13 protein-coding genes are annotated in these 18,004 nt (G+C 69.2%); 6 read left to right on the top strand and 7 right to left on the bottom strand.

Features of this window, described 5'->3' with window-relative positions:
• Positions 1-148: 148 nt before the first annotated feature.
• Positions 149-1,762 (bottom strand): helix-turn-helix domain-containing protein, encoded by a 1,614-nt coding sequence (locus tag NYF13_RS27670; RefSeq protein ID WP_315660702.1) that lies wholly within the window; start codon positions 1,760-1,762, stop codon positions 149-151.
• A 244-nt stretch (positions 1,763-2,006) separates the two neighbouring features.
• Between NYF13_RS27670 and NYF13_RS27665 the strand changes: the two genes are divergently transcribed.
• Together NYF13_RS27665 and NYF13_RS27660 are read left to right on the top strand one after the other, a co-directional pair.
• A complete protein-coding gene (locus NYF13_RS27665; RefSeq protein WP_315660701.1) occupies positions 2,007-2,480 on the top strand; it encodes a hypothetical protein in 474 nt (157 codons plus the stop codon).
• Between the two features lie 58 nt (positions 2,481-2,538).
• The gene (locus NYF13_RS27660) at positions 2,539-2,922 is read left to right on the top strand and encodes a peptidase inhibitor family I36 protein (RefSeq protein ID WP_315660700.1); all 384 of its coding nucleotides are present in this window, start codon (positions 2,539-2,541) and stop codon (positions 2,920-2,922) included.
• Between the two features lie 268 nt (positions 2,923-3,190).
• Here the strand turns inward: NYF13_RS27660 and NYF13_RS27655 are convergent, their stop codons facing one another.
• Positions 3,191-3,691 carry a winged helix-turn-helix domain-containing protein gene (locus tag NYF13_RS27655; RefSeq protein WP_315660699.1) on the bottom strand — a complete coding sequence of 167 codons (501 nt, stop codon included), beginning with the start codon at positions 3,689-3,691 and terminating at the stop codon, positions 3,191-3,193.
• Between the two features lie 56 nt (positions 3,692-3,747).
• Here NYF13_RS27655 and NYF13_RS27650 point away from each other — a divergent pair, with 56 nt between their 5' ends.
• The gene (locus NYF13_RS27650; RefSeq protein ID WP_315660698.1) at positions 3,748-4,668 is read left to right on the top strand and encodes a S41 family peptidase; all 921 of its coding nucleotides are present in this window, start codon (positions 3,748-3,750) and stop codon (positions 4,666-4,668) included.
• Positions 4,669-5,091: 423 nt separating this feature from the next.
• On the opposite strand, the gene NYF13_RS27645 is transcribed toward NYF13_RS27650, so the two are convergent.
• From NYF13_RS27645 to NYF13_RS27625, 5 genes are all read right to left on the bottom strand, one after another.
• Positions 5,092-5,916 (bottom strand): tetratricopeptide repeat protein, encoded by an 825-nt coding sequence (locus NYF13_RS27645; protein WP_315660697.1) that lies wholly within the window; start codon positions 5,914-5,916, stop codon positions 5,092-5,094.
• Positions 5,917-6,032: 116 nt separating this feature from the next.
• Positions 6,033-6,575, bottom strand: coding sequence for an RHS repeat-associated core domain-containing protein (locus NYF13_RS27640; RefSeq protein ID WP_315660696.1), 543 nt, complete (start codon positions 6,573-6,575; stop codon positions 6,033-6,035).
• A 128-nt stretch (positions 6,576-6,703) separates the two neighbouring features.
• The gene (locus tag NYF13_RS27635) at positions 6,704-7,069 is read right to left on the bottom strand and encodes a hypothetical protein (RefSeq protein WP_315660695.1); all 366 of its coding nucleotides are present in this window, start codon (positions 7,067-7,069) and stop codon (positions 6,704-6,706) included.
• Between the two features lie 273 nt (positions 7,070-7,342).
• Entirely contained in the window at positions 7,343-8,575 is a 1,233-nt protein-coding gene (locus tag NYF13_RS27630; RefSeq protein WP_315660694.1) for a glycosyltransferase, read from the bottom strand.
• Positions 8,575-14,334, bottom strand: a complete 5,760-nt coding sequence (locus NYF13_RS27625) for a type I polyketide synthase (RefSeq protein WP_315660693.1) — start codon at positions 14,332-14,334, stop codon at positions 8,575-8,577. The genes NYF13_RS27630 and NYF13_RS27625 overlap by 1 nt, the downstream gene beginning before the upstream one ends.
• 785 nt (positions 14,335-15,119) lie before the next feature.
• Between NYF13_RS27625 and NYF13_RS27620 the strand changes: the two genes are divergently transcribed.
• From NYF13_RS27620 to NYF13_RS27610, 3 genes are read left to right on the top strand one after another with little or no spacing between them, the layout of a single operon-like run.
• Positions 15,120-16,139: an ABC transporter substrate-binding protein gene (locus NYF13_RS27620; RefSeq protein ID WP_315660692.1), complete on the top strand. Its 1,020-nt coding sequence runs from the start codon at positions 15,120-15,122 to the stop codon at positions 16,137-16,139.
• A complete protein-coding gene (locus NYF13_RS27615; RefSeq protein ID WP_315660691.1) occupies positions 16,136-17,176 on the top strand; it encodes an iron ABC transporter permease in 1,041 nt (346 codons plus the stop codon). Before NYF13_RS27620 ends, NYF13_RS27615 begins: the two co-directional genes overlap by 4 nt.
• A complete protein-coding gene (locus NYF13_RS27610; protein ID WP_315660690.1) occupies positions 17,173-18,003 on the top strand; it encodes an ABC transporter ATP-binding protein in 831 nt (276 codons plus the stop codon). Before NYF13_RS27615 ends, NYF13_RS27610 begins: the two co-directional genes overlap by 4 nt.
• Position 18,004: the final 1 nt, after the last annotated feature.

Below are 18,004 nucleotides of genomic sequence, written 5' to 3'. Positions count from 1 at the left end.
GCGCGCGGCCGGACTCCGGAGCCCGGGCTTGCCCGAAATGGCGCACAGTTGTGCCCGGCCCGGCCCAGCACCGCGGTCCTCGGCTACCGGGCGGCCACCTCCCCGGCGGCGCGCTCCCGCGCCACGCCGGCCGGCACCTCCTGCGGCTTCAGCTTCCCGGCTGCCCGACGATGAGGACCGGTGTTCCGGAGACGGTGACGGTGTCGCCGGCGTGGAGCGGACGACCGGTGCCGTCGAGTTCGCGGAGTTCCCGGGTGTGCGCCGGGGCCGGGGTCATCGCGGTGCCCTCGTCGGTCCAGCGGATGGTGAGCAGTCGTCCGTCGTCGGCGGTGAACTCGCACTGCCACACGGCGGCCGGCAGGTCGAGGGCGAGCCCGTGACCGCAGGACCGGGTGCTGGTGCGGGTCAGCCACCGTTGCAGTTCCTGCACCGCGAGCGCGGCCCGGGTGGGCGCACCGCCCACGGCCTGCAGCGCGATGGGCAGGCTGCCACTGCCCCAGTTGTAGAAATAGGCTCGTTCCAGGCCGAAGCCGGAACCGTAGATCGCCACCAGGTAGAACCGCGTGGCGTAGTCGATCGCTCGTCGCTCGTCCAGCCGCTCGTCGCGCACGTATTCGTAGGTGACGCCGGTGTTCCACAAGCGCGGGTGGACACCCACGTCGTGGAAGGCCCCGTCGATCTGCTGCAGGCGGCCGAGCATGGTCTCCGGCGGGTCGGCCGCCGTCTGCTGGGACAGGTTGATGCCCGCGACGTCGCAGTGGTCGTACCCGCGCAACCCGGCGAACCGGCGCAGCACGGCGCGGCCCTCGTCGGTCCACAGCCGGGCGATCGACGGGCACACCACGACCGCCTCCGGGTCGGCGGCCTTGATCGCGCGGGCGGCCAGCCGGGTCATCTCGACCAGGGTCTCGATCGAACCGGAGAAGTAGCGCTGGTCGTTGGCGTGGGCCCACACCTCGTAGGCGTCGATGCGGCCCCGGTACCGGGTCGCCAGCGCGCGGACGAACTGCTCCCACCCGGCCAGGTCGCCGGGTGGCGCGCTGCGGGAACCGTCGGCGTAGGGAGCTTTCCGGCCCTCGGGCGCGGCCCATTCCGGTGTGCCCCCGAGGACGAGCGTCGAGGGCAGCCCGGATTTCCGCGCACCGTCGGCGAGCCGGTCGAGAACGTGCCAGTCGTAGGTGTCGCGCCGCGGCTGCAGGTTCGCCCACCGCGTGCGGCTGTCCCAGAACCGCAGGCTGCCCACCTGGAACGACGGCATCACCCCACTCGCCGAGGACACCGTCACCCCGAACAACGACGGCGCCAGCGGCTGTTCGCGCTGCCACGCCGGGCCCGTGATCTGCTGCCGGGCGGGCACGGTCCCGATCTCCGTGCCGCTGGCCGTCACCAGCGCGAGCACGAGCACCAGGACCAAGCCGGCGGACACCGCCGAAAGCGTGCCCGGACGAAGCAGCCGCCGCGAGCGCGACGCCGGGGGCGCGGCCTCCGGAACAACCGGGGCCACCAGGTCCGGCCCCACGGCCTGCCCGGACGCCGCCTTCCACTGCGCCAGCAGCTCGACCAGTTCCCCGTCACCCGCCGAACACGCCGTGGCGACCGCGACCACGGTCCGGTAATCCGGCGGAACCGTCGCCCCCGAGCAGTACCGGTGCAGGGTCGAACCGCTGACGTGCGAAGCCCGGCCCCACTCCGCGTAACTCAGCCCGCTGCGCTGCTTGAGCGCCGTGAGATGGCGCGCAAGCGGACCCCTATCCTCCGGCACCCCCACCCATTCCTCCCCCGGCCTTCGGTGTCGCAGGCCAGTATGACAGCCATCCCACGCCCCTGGATATCGCCTGGTCAGGGTCTGTCAGACCATCCCAGGACACCGAAGCGTTGCCCGGCCGCGGGGCTCATCGGCATCGTTGATCCCGACCGCACCCGGCGGATTTCATCCCCTGCCTCTTCCCCCCGGAGCCGCGTGTTCCGGCCCGGTCGAGGCACATCGATCACTCAGGAGGACTCCGGTGTCGACGTTCAACAGGACGCTGCTTCAGCTCGCGGCATCAGTCGCGGCCACGGCGGTGGCGTTCACCGCGGCGCCGGCGGTCGCCACCGCGGCACCGCAGGCCGAATCGCTGTACTGGATCAGGTTCGCGGACAACTTCGCCCGCTGCCTGGACTCCAACACCCAGGGCGACGTGTACACCCACAACTGCCAGGACGGGAACAACTACCAGAAGTGGGACAACTACGCCCCCGGGAAGTTCAAGAACAAGAGGACCGGCCTGTGCTTGGCCGGCGGCCAATCGTCGGTGTTCACCACCTCCTGCACGGTCAACGCGACCGACTGGCGGACGTCCTCCGGGACGAAGAAGCGCTTCACCAATGTGTCGACCGGTCTCTGCCTGCACAACCAGGGCGGAGACGGGCAAGCGGTCGGGCTGCGGGCCTGCGTCTCGGGAACCGCGTACTGGACCGAGACGAAGTTCAGCAGCTGACCGGCGGGGGCTTCCCGGCGGCGCGATACCCGGCACCATCCGAACACGAGGAGAAACCATGGTCGTATCGGCAATCATCAAGTCCGGGCGGGCCACCGCGGTGGCGGCACTGACCTGCGCCGGGGTGGCGATCACGCCGGTGATGGCGCACGCCGCCGTGGCTCCCGCCGCACCGGCGGCCTACGAGTGCACCGCCGGTTACGTGTGCTTCTACCAGGGATCCAACGGCACGGGAAAGCGCTGTCAGTACTCCCAGAACAACCCCAAGGCCAACGAAATCTGCAGCTGGGGGCTGGTCAACCCGAAGTCGATCAGCAACCGCACCACGAAGAAGGTTACCTACTACACCGAGCAGAACTACAACACCAAGATCGGCAGCACCACGGCCGGCAACAGCGGCAACCTGGCCGGTAACTACACGGTGCGATCATTGAAGTTCTGACGGCACCAGGCATCGGTGGGCCGCGCACGAAGGCTGCCCGCACCTCGATCGGCGTCGCCGGGCGCGGCGAACGGCACCGCAGTGGCCTCTCGGGAGCCACGGTTGTCGGTCCCCCGTGTCCGGTAGCGCTGAGCAAGTCGAGGCTGCGGGCAGCCGCCGCTCGAACGGGCTCAGCTCACCAGCACGGCCCGCAGCCCGGCTAGCGACGCGCCCGACCGGCCGCGTCCGATCGGGCAACGGCCACCGGGTGACTCGCTCCGGTTTCGGATCAGGAGCGGCGGTAGACACCGACCAGCACACCGTGCTCCGTCTCTCCGGGATGAGCCGGAACCAGGTTGTGCACCACGCTTTCCAGGTGGTCCCGCAGCGCCCGGGCCTGCTCGGCGGTGAGCCGGACGACGCGGTGCGCCAGCAGGTGCTCTTCGTCGACGGGGATCTCTTCCGCCACCGTCGCGAGCATCGCCTTCGTCGCTTCTCCGTTCTCGCCCGCGCTGAACTTGTACCTGCGGGCCGTTTTGACGAAGTACTGCTCGGTACCACCGCGGACGGTCCGGGTGAGACCTTTGCGGACCAGCCCGGCCTGCACCAGCACACCGAGGTGGTGGGCGACGTTGCCCTTGTTGAGGCCGAGCCGGTGGGCGAGCTGGCTGATGGTGGCCCCGTCCTCGCCGAGGCCCCGCAGGAGCCGGTGCCGGGTCGGGTGGGCGAAGGCCCGCGCCTGCGCCGGGCTCGTGGCGTCGATGACCTCGTACCGGGATGAGCGCGTCATCCATCAAGCGTCAAGGACAGTTGTCGCTTGGTCAAGCGATTTGCTTGGCTACGGCCATGACCGAAAACGACGCTGCACACCTGATCGGCCGTGTGCAAGAACTGGTGAGCGCTCGGTACATCCTCCAAGACCGCGCTCCCTCCATCGTCTCCCACCTCTCCGCCGGCGAGGCCGAGCTCACCGGCCTCGACCCGGAGACGACGGCCACGGTTCTGACCCGGCGCCTCCACCGGGCCAGCAACGACCGTCACCTACGAATCCGGTACCGACCCGACGGCGCAGCACCGAATTTCGCCGGCGCCGAGCACGAAGCGCGTCACGCAGCCGAAGCACCACGCAAAGCGGGCGGCCTCCGCCGAGTCGAACTGCTTGCCGACGGAATCGGCTTACTGCAGATCGCACCCTCACTGTCACCGGTTCACCTCGCCGAACCGTACGTCCGAGCGGCCTTCACCCTCCTGTCCTCGGCCACCGCGCTCGTACTCGACCTGCGCGAGGGCCGCGGCGGCACCCCGGAAACCGTCGCGCTGATCTGCGGGCACCTGCTCGGCAACGTGCCCGTGCACCTCCAGGACGTCGAGGAGCTCTCCGGCCCGCCACGGCAGTTCTGGACCACCCCCGCCGCCACCCGGATCAACGGCCCGATCCGAGTGCTCACCAGCCACGCCACCTTCTCCGGCTGCGAAGAACTGGCCTACAACCTGCAAGCTCTAGGACGAGCCACAACCGTCGGCGAGACCACCGGCGGCGGCGCACATCCGGTCGAGGCATTCCGGCTCACCGACGTCCTGGAACTGCACCTGCCCGTCGCCAGATCGGTCAACGCCATCACCGGCACCAACTGGGAACAGCTCGGCGTCCAGCCCGACCTACCCTGCCCCGCCGACCAGGCCCGCGAGACCGCACTCCGCGATCTGCGTTCGACCGTGCCCTCACCATCAGGCGATACTCCCCACCCGGAACAGGGTACTGGCTGATCACGGCGAGCCCGCCCGGCCCCGGCAGCCCGGGCGCACCACAGCGGAATGGTGTAGTGCTCCAGGTTTGAGCATCGTCCGGCTAATTTTTCCCGCTCTCCCTGAGCCTCGAAGCGGCTGTGAGCGGTGACCAGCGAAGCAGTCTTGGCGACTCGGCCGGTCACTCCACATTCGGACCCGGACGGAGACAGCGCGGCCATATTAAACATCACGCTTCAGGTCATAAGCAGACGCGCGCAACCTCAATCAGCCGCCAGAAGTATATTCCAGCGTCATCAATCGAGAACAGCCGGTTGACCATCGGCTGACATTAGAGTCGTCGACAATGGCAACGGCCTGCCGCCGTCCAGGAAGGTCGGCCCATCGTGATGGTATCCGTCGCCGGAACAACCAGGAAGTGTCAGGGCAAAATACTTCGACTGGTCAGAGTCCATTCTCATTTAGCAATGCGCGGGCGTCCAGGTCGCCCCATTCAGCGCCTCGCTCCAAGACCGCACGAGCTTCTTCCCGCCGACCGAGTTCGATCAGCAACTCGCCGAGCCCCAAGCTCCAGTTTGGTTCGTCGGCGTCGAACGCGAGCCAGAACTGCCGTTCCGCCGCCACCGGATCATTCCGGCCAGTCCAGAGAAACCAGGCATAAGCCTGGTGCGACTTCGGAGATCCGACTTCGATCCCCTGCCGGAACAAATCGTCCGCCTGTTCAAGCCGACCGGCTTTGGCGTAGGCGGCAGCCAATGCCGGGTACACAGAAGGCCGTCCGGGATCGACGTAACGCTCACCAATTTCGATAGCCGTGGACAGATCGCCCAGCTCGTTGGCATACGTCGCGACCAGGTTTCCTGGGGCCAGTACATCTCCAAGTTCGCACGCTCGGCGAAGGATTTCGATCGACTCGCGGTACCGCTCCTGCCCGCGAAGAAAGATCCCGTAATCGTTCAGGGCGGAAGCGTCGCCCGACTCGATGGCAGCGCGATAGGCACGCTCCGATTTCCTCGCGTCACCGACCTCTGAGGCGAGGGAAGCCAGCAGACTGTAAAGATCCGTCCTACCCCGCTTGACGGCCTTCTCGACAACCCGCACAGCTTCCGCAGGATCTCGCGAGTTCAGCAGCGCATAAGCAAGTTCCGGAAGGGCATCCGGTTCACCCAGGTCGACGGCCTTCCTCAGCAGCGCAACAGCTTCATCGTCACGGCCCTCATATCGAAGGTCGATGGCCTGCTCGGTAAGCGAACCCTCTCCCTCACCCACTGCTTTCCTCCCTGGATCCACCGGACGACTGACACCCGACACTCCTCACGTTACGGCGTCAACACGCTACCAGCTGAATGCCATCCCAGCGTCGCCGTTGCGAAGTTTGTTCGTATTTACCGGTTCGACGAAAGCTTCTTCTTGGCGAACGCTGGCCGCATGGCCACTCGCACCTTGCCAACCCTGCTGTCGAATCGCGCAGCAGTTCGGGAATTCGCTTTCACCACCCTGCTGACGTACTTGACCGCTGTCATCGCCACGCCTATGCACTTGGCCGCTCCCATAGCGAGAGTCCCGGCCGCGAACATCGCTGCGCGACCCCAGTTGCCCTGAACCGCGTTGCCCACCGCAACAACCCCGCTTGCGATCGCTCCGATCGGACCAAGAACCCAGGAGACCACCTTGGCGACCTTGGTCACGACACTGACCAATGAACTGAACCACCCGTGACCATCGAGGTCGAGAGTATTGATGGGGTCGCCGGCGACATAGTCGTAGTCATTGGCGGAGCCGCCTTCTTCGGGGTCGACAGAGAGGAAACGACCGAGTAGCGGGCTGTAGGGCCGGATGCCCATCTGCACCAGGGCGAGGGCGCCGGTGTGCTCATAGGGCCGCCGGTGCTGGCCGATCCGCGGACTTGCCGTTGCCAGTGAAGCCATAGCGGACGACAGTGTCGTTCTAGCAGCCGCGTGATTCGCTGCGGGCGATATTGTTGATGGCGTCGCGGGCATGGCGACGCTAGAGAATCTAAATATTTACCTGTCACATCGGCCATTTCCTTCCGGAACTATACCTTTTCCGCCATTTGGCATTTTCGAATAATAGGATGCCGATGAATTACCGATTGCATCTCGAACTTTTTTTTATCGTCTCCTTGAAGCCATCGTATAGTGAAATCAACACCCCACCAATCGATAACTCCACCATCGAGCTCCGCAAGTGTATCGTAGTCATCTGGATCAATCCGGTCACTGTAGCGCCAAGGAAGCTCATCATCGAGAGATCCTCGGAAGAACTCCATCTCGATCCACGGAGACTCTTTTTTCACTTGCTTTACTTTAAGAAAAATATAACCCCATTTGGCGCCATATTTTTCTAAGGAAGCAATTTTGCCGTCAAAAGAACCAACTCGGGTGTCAGCGCAATCAGACATACATCATCCTAGCAGTGCCCATCCGCTTCCAGCTGCGACCTCTTCCATTGCCGAAGTCCATCTTTCGACACGCGGAGCATTTTATCTTTTGGCCACTCGGCCCCTCGGCCAAGCTACATGCGTGCAGCAACCCTCGAAGTTAGGCGGTAGCGACCTTGACAATTCTGCGAGCCACCGCGCCAGGCCGACCGCGGGCTTCGCGGAGGTGACCTGCTTGGCCATCCCGCCCTAGTTCACCGCGGTGCTGCCGGCCACGCACGGGTTCGCCCCCTGTCAGAGGCGGGCGATGGTCCGGGCGAGGTGTCCGGCTCCGTCTTCGTCGGCGAGGTGCCCGGCCAGTTCTGTGGCTCGCTGACGGTGTTCGGCCGCTTGGCGCAGTGCCGTCGTCAGCCGGGGTGCGGTCAGGTGGCGGGCCGAGATCGGCGGTGGGCTGACGCCGAGGGTGGCCAGGCGGCCGGCCCAGAACGGCTGGTCGAGCCGGACCGGAACCGCGACGGACGGCACTCCCGCGCGCAGGCTCGCCGCCGCTGTGCCGACACCGGAGGCGTGGACCACAGTGGACAGCCGGGGGAACAGCCAGTCGTGCGGCACCTCCCCGACGGTCAGCACGTCGTCATTGTCGCAGGCTTGCAGTCCTTGCCAGCCGCTCTGGATGACGGCTCGTGCTCCGGCCGCCCGCACCGCGGTGAGCACGGTCTCGGCCAGACGTTCTCGGTCGGTGAAGAACGCGCTGCCGAAACTCACCCCGATCGGGGGTGGTCCCGCCGCGAGGAAGTCGGCCAGCGAAGCGTCGGGTTCCCAGCCGGCCGCGCGAGCCGGCCACAGGAAACCCACCGGTCCCCAGCCGGGATCCCAATCCCCGGGGCGGGGCAGGACAATGGGGCTGAAGGCATAGCGCAGAGGCCAGTCGCAGCCTCGACGGTGCAGGGCGGGCCTCGCACCGGTGACGGGAAGACCGAATTCCGAGCGCAGCCTCCGGAGGATGGGCTCGTACTCCCGGTCGGCCACGGCCGACATGATCTGGCCGGCAACGCGATTGCCCCATCGTCCCAGCGAGCGAGAGCCGCTGATGACCGGGGGAAAGTCCCCGGTGGGAGAAGCCGGTAGCAGCAGCACACCCATGCTGGGCACGCCCAGGGCCTCACCCACCAGGTACCCCACCCGGGTCACCGGGGCGGCCACGAGCAGCAGGTCGGTTCCTCGTTCGGCGGCGGCCAGCGCGTCGCGAGCGATGCCGGGTATCAGGGAACGGCTGAGCCGACGCATCTGCCTCATCCGGGCGAAACCGGAACGTCCGGTCGAGTTCCGGCTCGATTCCGAGGCCAGGAGCGCCTCGGGGTCGCCGCTCAGCGGGCGGAACTCGATGCCGCAGGCGCGCACCGGCCCGGCCAGTCGTTCGTGGGTGGCGATGGCGACGTGGTGCCCGTCCTGCCGGAGCCGCACCGCGAGTCCGGTATACGGCGCCACATCCCCCATCGTGCCGATGGTCAGGATGAGGATCCGCACTACCGCTGTCCCCTCGCGCCCCGGCTTGGTGCCCATCCCGGTCCAGGTCCGCCGGTCGGGGTGGCCGCGTCTGGTCGCTCGCCGAGATGGGCGCTCAGCCAGTCGTGCACCACGCGTGCGGTGGACGCGGCGTTCTCGTTCAGGATCGTCCAGTGATCGCCGGGCACGTAGAGGGTTTCGTGCGGGTAGTCCCAGGCCGCACGCCAGTACTGCTCGGAGACCGCGTCGCCTTCCCACTCGGGCATCGGCCGTTCCGCCCGCACCAGCAGGACCGGGGTGTCGATCGCCCCGGGGGTCCAGCCGTGGAAGAGCTGGAAGTAGTGGGCCATCGCGGTGAGCTGATCGTCGGTCGTCAGCGCTTGTGCCTGATCGCTCACCGCGATCGTGCGCAGCGGTGCTTCGATCCGTTGCCAGGCTTCGCCCGTGACGGCGAGTGAGTCCAGGAGCAGGACCAGATCGGCGGGACGGCCCAGTTCCTCCAGCCGTTGCGCCACCGCGTGCGCGCACCAGCCGCCCGAGGAGTACCCGGTCAGCACGATGCGGCGATCCGCGAAGCGCCGGCACAGCACGTCGGCCTGGGCTCGGATCAGCAGGGCGGCATCCGCCGGCAAGACGTCACCGCGGAAACCCGGGTGGCCCAAGGCGAAAGTGTCCCGACGCCCGGCGAGGTGGTGCGCGAAGCGGGCGTAGTTGTGCGGCCCGGACGGCGCGACGAACGGCGGCAGGCAAACGATGGCGGCGGGTTGAGGTCCGGTGGACTGCTGAAGCAGCTCGATGCCGGAAACCAGTTGCTCGACCTCGTGGGTGACCGGCCTCAGCCGGGCCGCCGCCTGGAGGAAGGTCAGGCCGTCAGCCAGGTTCTTCCCCTCGCAGGCCCGGCGGAACAACGCCTTGATCCCGGATCGGCTCTGCGGTTCGTGGCCGGACGGGCACGCGGTGCCGTCGCCGCCGGCCGTGACCTCACCGAGCATCGTGTGCAGGAACGCGGCCAGCTCGGTCGCCGTCGGGTGATCGAACACCACCGGCGCGGGCAGTTCCCGGCCGATCGATGCCGACAACCGCCGACGCAACTCCGCCGAGGCCAGGGAATCGAACCCGAGGTCGAGAAACGGCCGGTGGACGTCGATGTCCTGCTCCCCGGAATGCCCCAGGATGTCGGCCGTCTCGACGCGCACGAACCGCAGCAGCTCCGCCTCACGATCCGCGCCGGACAGACCGGACAGCCGGTCCGGCAAGGTCGGTTCGGCCGGAGATGACGCCGGCCTCGAGTCCGTGGCGCTTTCCGATAGCTCGGCGAACAACCGGGTGGGCCCGCCGGCGGTGAAGGCGGGCAGGAACCCGGTCCAGTCCACGTCGGTGACGATCGCGCCGGCCTGACCGGATCCCAAAACCCGTTCCATCGCGTCGATCGCCTTCGCCGGCGGCAGGGCGTTCAGGCCGCGGCGGGCGAGGCGATCACGGACAGCCGCGTCCGCGGCCATACCGCCTTCCGCCCACGGCCCCCAGGCCAGGGAGAGCGCCGGCCGGCCCTGAGCCCGCCGCAGCTCGGCGAGACCGTCGAGGTAGGCGTTGGCCGCGCTGTACCCGGCCTGTCCGCCACTGCCCCAGATCCCGGCGATCGACGAGAACAGCACGAACGCGTCGAGGTGCCGGTGGGCGAGCAGCTCGTGGAGGTGGGCCGCGCCTGCGGCCTTGCCTCGCAGCACCTCGGCGCATTCGGCCCACCCGGTGTCCGACAGCGGGACGACCCCGCCGGCGACACCGGCCGCGTGCACCACCGCGGTGAGCCCGTCGATGCTCTCGATGAGCGCGGCGACCGCGGCGCGATCGGCCAGGTCGCAGGACACGACACTGACCTGCACACCGGCCGCGGCGAGTTCGCGGGCCAGCTCGCGCGCACCGGCCGCCGCCGGGCCGCGACGGCTGGCCAGCACCAGATGGCCGGCCCCGGAGCGGGCCGCCCACCGGGCGACGTGCACGCCGAGCGCGCCGGTGCCACCGGTGATCAGCACCGTGCCACGAGGGACCCACCCCGCCGCGGCGGCCGGCCGAACACCGCGGCGGACCCGCCGCGCCAGTACGTCGGTGCCGCGAAGGGCGACCTGGTTCTCCGGGCCGCCGGCGGCCAGCACCGAGCACAACCGCTCCAGCGAGATCGCGCCCGGGTCCGCCGGCAGGTCCACCAGCCCGCCCCAGCCCCCCGGATGTTCCAAGCCGGCCACCTGGCCGAGGCCCCACACCATCGACTGGAGGGCGTTGATCCGCTCACCACTGCGCGCCCCCACGGCCGCGGCCCGGGTGACCAACCACAGCGGTATCGACCGGTCGATCTCCTTCAGTGCCTGGGCCAGGGAGAACGTCTGATGCAGACCGACCGTCGGCACGGCCTCGGCGGTATCGGGTTGCTCATCGAGAGCGAGGAGGGACAGAACGCCCCGGGCCGGGAGCGCTTCGGTGGCCTCGGTCAGGGCGTGACGAATCGAGCCTCGATCGGTCTCGTCCGCGCCGAGCGTGACCGGCACGACCTCGGCTCCCCGGCTTCGCAGGCTCCGCGTCACCGCGGCCACGAGCCCAGCGCTGGCTCGATCCGCGGGGGCCACGAGCAGCCAGCGACCCTGCAGCCGCGAGGTCGCGATGGTGACAGGCCGCCATTCGACCCGGTAGAACCAGCCGGGATCAGCAGCTGCGGCCGCGTCGCGGGCGGAGCTTCCCAGCGGGGCCGGATCCGAGCCGGTTCGAGACGAAGCCAGCCAGTAGCGGTCGCGCTGGAACGCGTACGTGGGCAGATCCACCTGCCGGGCACCGGGGAACAGGCCGGTGAAATCGACGTCCACCCCGCGCACGTGCAACTGCGCCGCGGCGGTGAGCGCGGCTCGGTCCTCCGGTTGCCCAGCCCGCAAGAGCGACAGCAAAGCCAGGTCGGTGTCCTCGGGCAAGCAGGACCCGGCGAGGGCGGTGAGCCCCGCGCCGGGACCCAGTTCCACGAACGTGCGCGCGCCGAAGTCGTAGAGGTTTCGCACGCCGTCGAAGAACCGGACCGTGCTGCGAACCTGCTGCACCCAGTAATCGGGGGAACAGTACTGGTCTGCGGGAGCGACCTTGCCGGACACGGTGGACACCACCGGCAGCCGCGGAGGCCGATAGGTGAGCGTGTCGGCGATCTGCCGGAACTCCCTCGCCATGGCGTCCATGTGGGAGGAGTGAAACGCGTGGCTGACGCGTAATCGCTGAGTGCGCACGCCTCGCTCTCGCCAGCGCCGGGCCAGCTCGCCGAGGACCTCGGTGTCGCCGGCGATCACCGTGTTCGAAGGACCGTTCGCGGCGGCGATGTCCACGGGCCGGGGATCATCACCCAGCAGCTCCCGCACCCGTTCTTCACCGGCCCACACGGTGAGCATGGCGCCGTCCGCCCGGCACCGCTGCATCAACCGGCCCCGGGCGGCGACCAGCGTGCACGCGTCGGGCAGGGACCACACACCGGCCACGTAGGCGGCGCTCAGCTCGCCGATCGAATGGCCGACCACCGCGTCGGGGCGCACGCCCCAGGACTCGACCAGCCGGTGCAGCGCCACCTCCAGGGCGAACAACGCCGGCTGGGTGTAGCGGGTCTGCTGCAGGAGCGAGTGCTCCGGGGTGGATTCGCCGGCGAACATCACCTCACGCAGCGGCCGGTCCAGCCACGGGTCGAGGTGCGCGCACACCTCGTCCAGCGCGGCGGCGAAGGCCGGGAACGCCGGGTACAGCTCCCGGCCCATCCCGGCGCGCTGACTGCCCTGCCCGGTGAACAACAGCGCCAGCCGGCCGGGAGCCACGGCCTCACCGGTGATCATCCCGGGCGCCCGCCCCTCCTCGGCGAACGTGCGCAGCCGAGCCGCTCTCCGCCCCCGGTCGCCTTCGAGCAGCACGGCGCGCCGCTCGAACCGGCCGCGCCGGGCCAGGGACAGGCCGACGTCGGCCAGGGACGGCCCGGAGCGGGTCTCCACGTGCTCGGCCAGCGCCGCGGCCTGGGCGCGCAGCCCCGCGACCGTGGGCGCGGACACCACCCACGGGGCCGGTTCGCGGCCCGTTCCGGGCTGCGGCCCCTCCGGCCGGTCCGGAAGGCTCACCGGCGGGGCCTGCTCGAGGATGACGTGGGCGTTCGTGCCGCTCACCCCGAACGCGGACACCGCGCAGCGCCGGGGCCGGCCGGTCTCGGGCCACTGCGTGGTGCCGGTGAGCAGCCGGACCGCCCCGGCGGACCAGTCCACCAGCGGGGTCGGTTCCCGCACGTGCAACGTCGGCGGCAGAATTCCCGCCCGCAGGGCGTGCACCATCTTGATGACGCCCCCGACCCCCGCGGCGGCCTGGGCGTGACCGATGTTCGATTTCAGCGAGCCCAGCCACACGGGCCGTCCGGCCGGTCGGTCCCGGCCGTAGGTGGCCAGGATCGCCTGCGCTTCGATCGGGTCCCCCAGCCGGGTGCCGGTCCCGTGGGCCTCGACCGCGTCGACGTCACCGCCGGTCAGCCGCGCGTTGGCCAGGGCCTGCCGGATCACCTTCTGCTGGGCGTGCCCGCACGGCGCGGTCAGCCCGTTGCTGGCTCCGTCCTGGTTGACCGCGACCCCGCGCACCACCGCGAGGACCGGGTGACCGTGGCGGCGGGCGGCGCTCAGCCGCTCCAGCACCAGCATTCCCGCCCCCTCCGCCCAGCCGGTGCCCGCCGCGTCGGCCGAGAACGAGCGGCACCGGCCGTCGGCGGCCAGCCCGCGTTTGCGGCTGAACTCGAGGAACACCCCCGGCGTGGCCATGACCGTCGCACCACCGGCCAGGGCCAGCTCGCACTCCCCCAGGGCGAGCGCCTGAGCGGCCAGGTGCAGGGTCACCAGCGAGGACGAGCACGCGGTGTCCACGGTCAGCGCCGGCCCCTCCACGCCGAGGGTGTAGGCGATCCGTCCGGAGGCGGCGCTGGTCAAGCTGCCCATGAGCAGGTGCCCGGCGAAGCCCTCGGGCGCCTCGCACCAGTCCGGCCCGTAGTCCGAGTAGGCGATGCCGGTGTAGACCCCGACCGCCCGGCCGCGCAGGGAAAGCGGGTCGAGACCGGCTCGTTCCACGGCTTCCCAGGCGGTTTCCAGGAGCAGCCGCTGCTGGGGGTCCAGCGCGGCGGCCTCACGCGGGCCGATGTTGAAGAAACCGGCGTCGAACCGGTCGGCGTCGGCCAGGAATCCGCCCCGCCGGCAGTACGTGGTGCCCGGGTGAGCGGGATCCGGGTCGTAGACCGCGTCGAAATCCCAGCCGCGCCCGGAGGGCAGCTCGGAGGTGACATCATCGCCGCGCAGCACCAGCTCCCACAGCTCGTCCGGGGTGCGCACGCCGCCGGGAAACCGGCAGCCCATACCGATGATCGCGATGGGATCGCGGTCGAGATCCGCACCCCGGGGCTCCAGCGGCAGCGCGGCGGCCGGACTGCCGGCCACCTCACCCCGCAGGTACTCGGCCAGAGCCTCGGGCGTCGGATGATCAAAGAACACCGTGGCCGGCAACGTCACCCCGAAGGTCAGCGCAAGGTTCTCCCTCAGCCGCTCGGCCCGTACGTGAAATATCCCCAGCCGCCGCCAGGGTGCGTTGCGCCCGAACGGAACCGTCCGGCCGGGTTCGCCGGGCCCGTTCAGCACGGCATCGATTTCCCGGGCGATCACCGTCAGCGCATCGCTGGTCCAGGCGGTACCGGGACCTGCCGCGAGCAGACGGCGGCCGGCGGCGGGCTCGGCGGTTTCTGTCACTGTCCACTCTCTCCAGGTCCGAAACCGGTCTTCCGGCGGCGGGTTCGCTCTGGCAGGTACCCGGACCCGCGACCGCGGCGGCCCGCCGTGCGGTCACCGTGGACGACAGCGCCCCCGGAGGTATCGAGCCCTTCCAGAGAAGCCGGGAAGACCAGGCGAGGAAGACGTCAGCGCACCAGACAGGTTTACCGGGCAGATCCGGTGACCCTTCTCGAAGTTCCGCACCACGGCCGCGCACCACCGGCACCACTTGCCGCAAGCCAGGTCGAAGCGGCTTCACCGTGCCGCCAGGCTCAACCGCGTCTCCTCGTCTTCGATCCAGCTGCGTGATGCTCGACCTATCCGAGATCGGTTCACCCAGGCCGAAGTTGAGTCAGAACGACCGATGACCACCCAAAGGAGTGACAGCGTCCTGGTCCCCTGGGTAAGCGTTCGTACGCTGGGATCACCTGGACGCTCGCGTAGACCGTCGAGATCCAGCGTTCGCAGCGGCCGACGAGCTATCCAGCGCCCATCATCCGATCGAACGGTGGGAGACCGAGGACTCGCGGGGCCGGCAACGCGACCGGTACGGCCGATTCCCTCCCACCTGCCCCGCTCTTGGACGAACACCTCACCCTCTGCCCTGGGTGAGCCGACGGTCGCGTAGTTGCGGTGGGCTTCGGTCCAAGCCTGTACGTGCCGCGCTGTGACGTGAACCACGCCGCGCTCTGGAACTTCCGTAGCTGCCGGTCCGACTTCCTTTCCATCGCCGCCAGACCAGGTGGCGGCTACGGAGGAGTGCTGTGCGTTCGAAGGTTCGGCGATCGGTGCTCGGTTTTGTGATGCTGTTGATCGCCACTTCAGCGTGCTCGGGCACGAACCCAACGCAACCTTTCCCCTCGCCGGATAGCGGCGACGCCTCCGGTTACCCGGTGACGCTGCAGAATTGCGGCCGGACGATCACCGTACGTTCGGAACCCCGGCGAGTGGTGAGCCTCTGGCAGTCGGTCACCGAGATGCTGCTGGCTCTCGGCCTGCGGAACCGCATCGTCGGCGTGCAGAACAACTATGCGCCCTACCCTCCATCGGTGGCGGAGGCGGCAAAGGGCTTGAATGCGATCGGCAGCTCGATGTCCTTCCCCGCCAAGGAGGTGTTGCTCAGCGAGCGGCCCGACTTCGTGGCGGGACAGGAGCTGGCGGGTTTCGCCTTCGATACCTCGCAGGGTTATGCGTCGGTTCAGCAGATCGAGCAGACCGGGGCGACGGTCTACGGGGCGAACATCTGCAACGCGCAGGACGCGCAGGACGTCAAGGTCTGGAACGTCGACACCGCGGCGAAAACGCTGACGGACTTCGGCCGCATCTTCAATGTCCGCAGCCAAGCGGCGAAGGTCGTCGCGAGGCTCGATGCCGACAAGCAGAAGGTGGTCGCCGCGGTGAGGGGTGAGCCGACGGTCAAGACGGCGTACTTCAACGGCGGCACCGGTCCGGTGATCGTGCTGGCAGGCGGCGTCTACGACAGCTTGATCTCCACCGCCGGCGGCACGAACGTCTTCCCGCCCAACGCTGTCTACATCAGCAAAGAGACCTTCGCCGCCTGCGACGCCGACGTGATCCTGGTCGGTACGTTCCCAGGGCAGAGCTTCGCGCAGGAGAAGGCGTACCTGGAGCAGACCTTCCCGAATGTCCCGGCGGTGAAGAACGGTCGCATCAGTGAAATGCCCACCGAGCAGACGGACTCCTCGATCTCGGTCATGGCCGGTCTGACCGAGATCGCCGATGCGCTCCACCCCGGGCTCGACCTTCCTGTTCCGGCCTCATGACCAGTACGTCCGCCCGCCGCCCCCGCATCGTGATCGGGGTGCTGCTCACCGCCTGCGTCGCCGCCGTCGTGCTGTCGGTCGCGGTCGGCAGCGTGGCGATCTCCCCGGTCCGCGTGATCTCAGTGCTGGCCGCCCACCTCACCCCGTGGAGCGGTGGTCACGCGGGGAACGGGCTCGACGATGAGATCGTGTGGGAGTTCCGGCTGCCGCGCGCGCTGCTCGGGCTCCTGGTCGGTGCCGCGCTCTCGGTCGCCGGAGCGGTGCTGCAAGCCCTGGTGCGCAACCCGCTGGCGGACCCGTTCGTCTTCGGTGTGTCCTCCGGCGCATCCGTCGCCGCGGTCGCTGCGCTGACGCTCGTCACCGGGCTCGCCGCAACGGTGTCCACCTCGGTCGCGGCGTTCGTGGGCGCACTGGTGACCACGCTGCTCGTCTTCCTGATCGCCCAACGCGGCGGCCGCGTGACGCCCAGCCGGCTGGTGCTGACCGGGGTGGCGATGTCCTATCTGCTCAGCTCGATCACCAGCTACCTCGTGCTGCGCTCCAGCGGACCCCAAGGCGGTGTGCAGCAGGTCCTGTCGTGGCTGGCCGGCAGTCTCGCCGCCGCGCGATGGACCGATCTCGGGCTGCCGGCCCTCGTGCTCGTGACCGCCGTCTTCGTGCTCGTCCTGCTCGCCCGGATTCTCGACGCGTTCCTGACCGGCGACGAGACCGCCGCCAGCCTCGGCGTCGACGTCGGACGGGTGCGGCTGGTGCTGTTCGTCATCACCTCGCTGCTCGTGGGCGTGGTCGTCGCAGTCAGCGGTTCGATCGGGTTCGTCGGGCTCGTCGTGCCGCATGCGGTGCGCCTGGTGATCGGTTCCGGCCACCGGTGGGTGCTGCCCGCCGCCGCGCTGGCCGGAGGACTGCTGCTGGTCGTCGTGGACACTGCCGCCCGGCTGATCCTGGCCCCCAGCGAGGTACCCGTCGGGTTCCTGACCGCCGTCATCGGCGCCCCGTTCTTCCTGTGGCTGCTCCGCCGCTCCGGGCGGGCCGCATGACCGGCCACCGCGACGCCGCCCGGCTGAGCATCGAGGACGTCAGCGTCGACATCGCCGGCCGCCGCATCATCGACCAGGTCGCGTTCTCCGCGCAGTCGAACATGGTGGGGCTCGTCGGCCCCAACGGAAGCGGCAAATCGACGCTGCTGCGCACCGTGTACCGGATGCTGCGGCCCGCCGCCGGACGAGTGGTCGCCGACGGCCACGACGTGTGGACGATCCCCGCCCGTCAGGCCGCCCGGGTCACCGCGGCCCTCGTGCAGGACAGCCCCGCCGACCTCGAACTCACCGTTGCCGACTGCGTGGCGACCGGCCGGCTGCCGCACGGCCGGCTCCTGATGGGCGATCCCGCCGACGACAGCCGGATCGTGCGGCGTGCCATGGCAGCCGCCGGCGTCACCGAGTTCGCCGACCGCGACGTCAGCACCCTGTCCGGCGGTGAACGCCAACGCGTGCAGCTCGCTCGTGCGCTGGCCCAGCAGCCGCAGATCCTCGTGCTCGACGAGCCGACGAACCATCTCGACATCCACCACCAGCTGCAGTTGCTCGCGCTCGTGCGCACCCTGTCCGTCACCACCCTCGTGACCCTGCACGACCTCAACCTCGCGGCTGCCTACTGCGACCAGGTCGCCATGCTCGAACACGGACGCGTCGTCGCCTTCGGCCCTCCGGCCGAGGTGTTCACGCCGCACCGGCTGCGGCGCGTGTTCGCCGTCCACGCCAGCACGCTGACCAACCCGCTCACCGGTCGTCTCCAACTGGCCTACGCCGACGACGAAGCCGCTACTGCCGAAAGCGACCGAAAGCGACAAGGGAAGGATTTATAAG

The organism is Amycolatopsis sp. PS_44_ISF1 (assembly GCF_032335455.1).
Taxonomy (GTDB): Bacteria; Actinomycetota; Actinomycetes; order Mycobacteriales; family Pseudonocardiaceae; genus Amycolatopsis.
The sequence above is the reverse complement of the archived record's forward strand: the minus strand, read 5'-3'. Positions and strand labels throughout refer to the sequence as shown.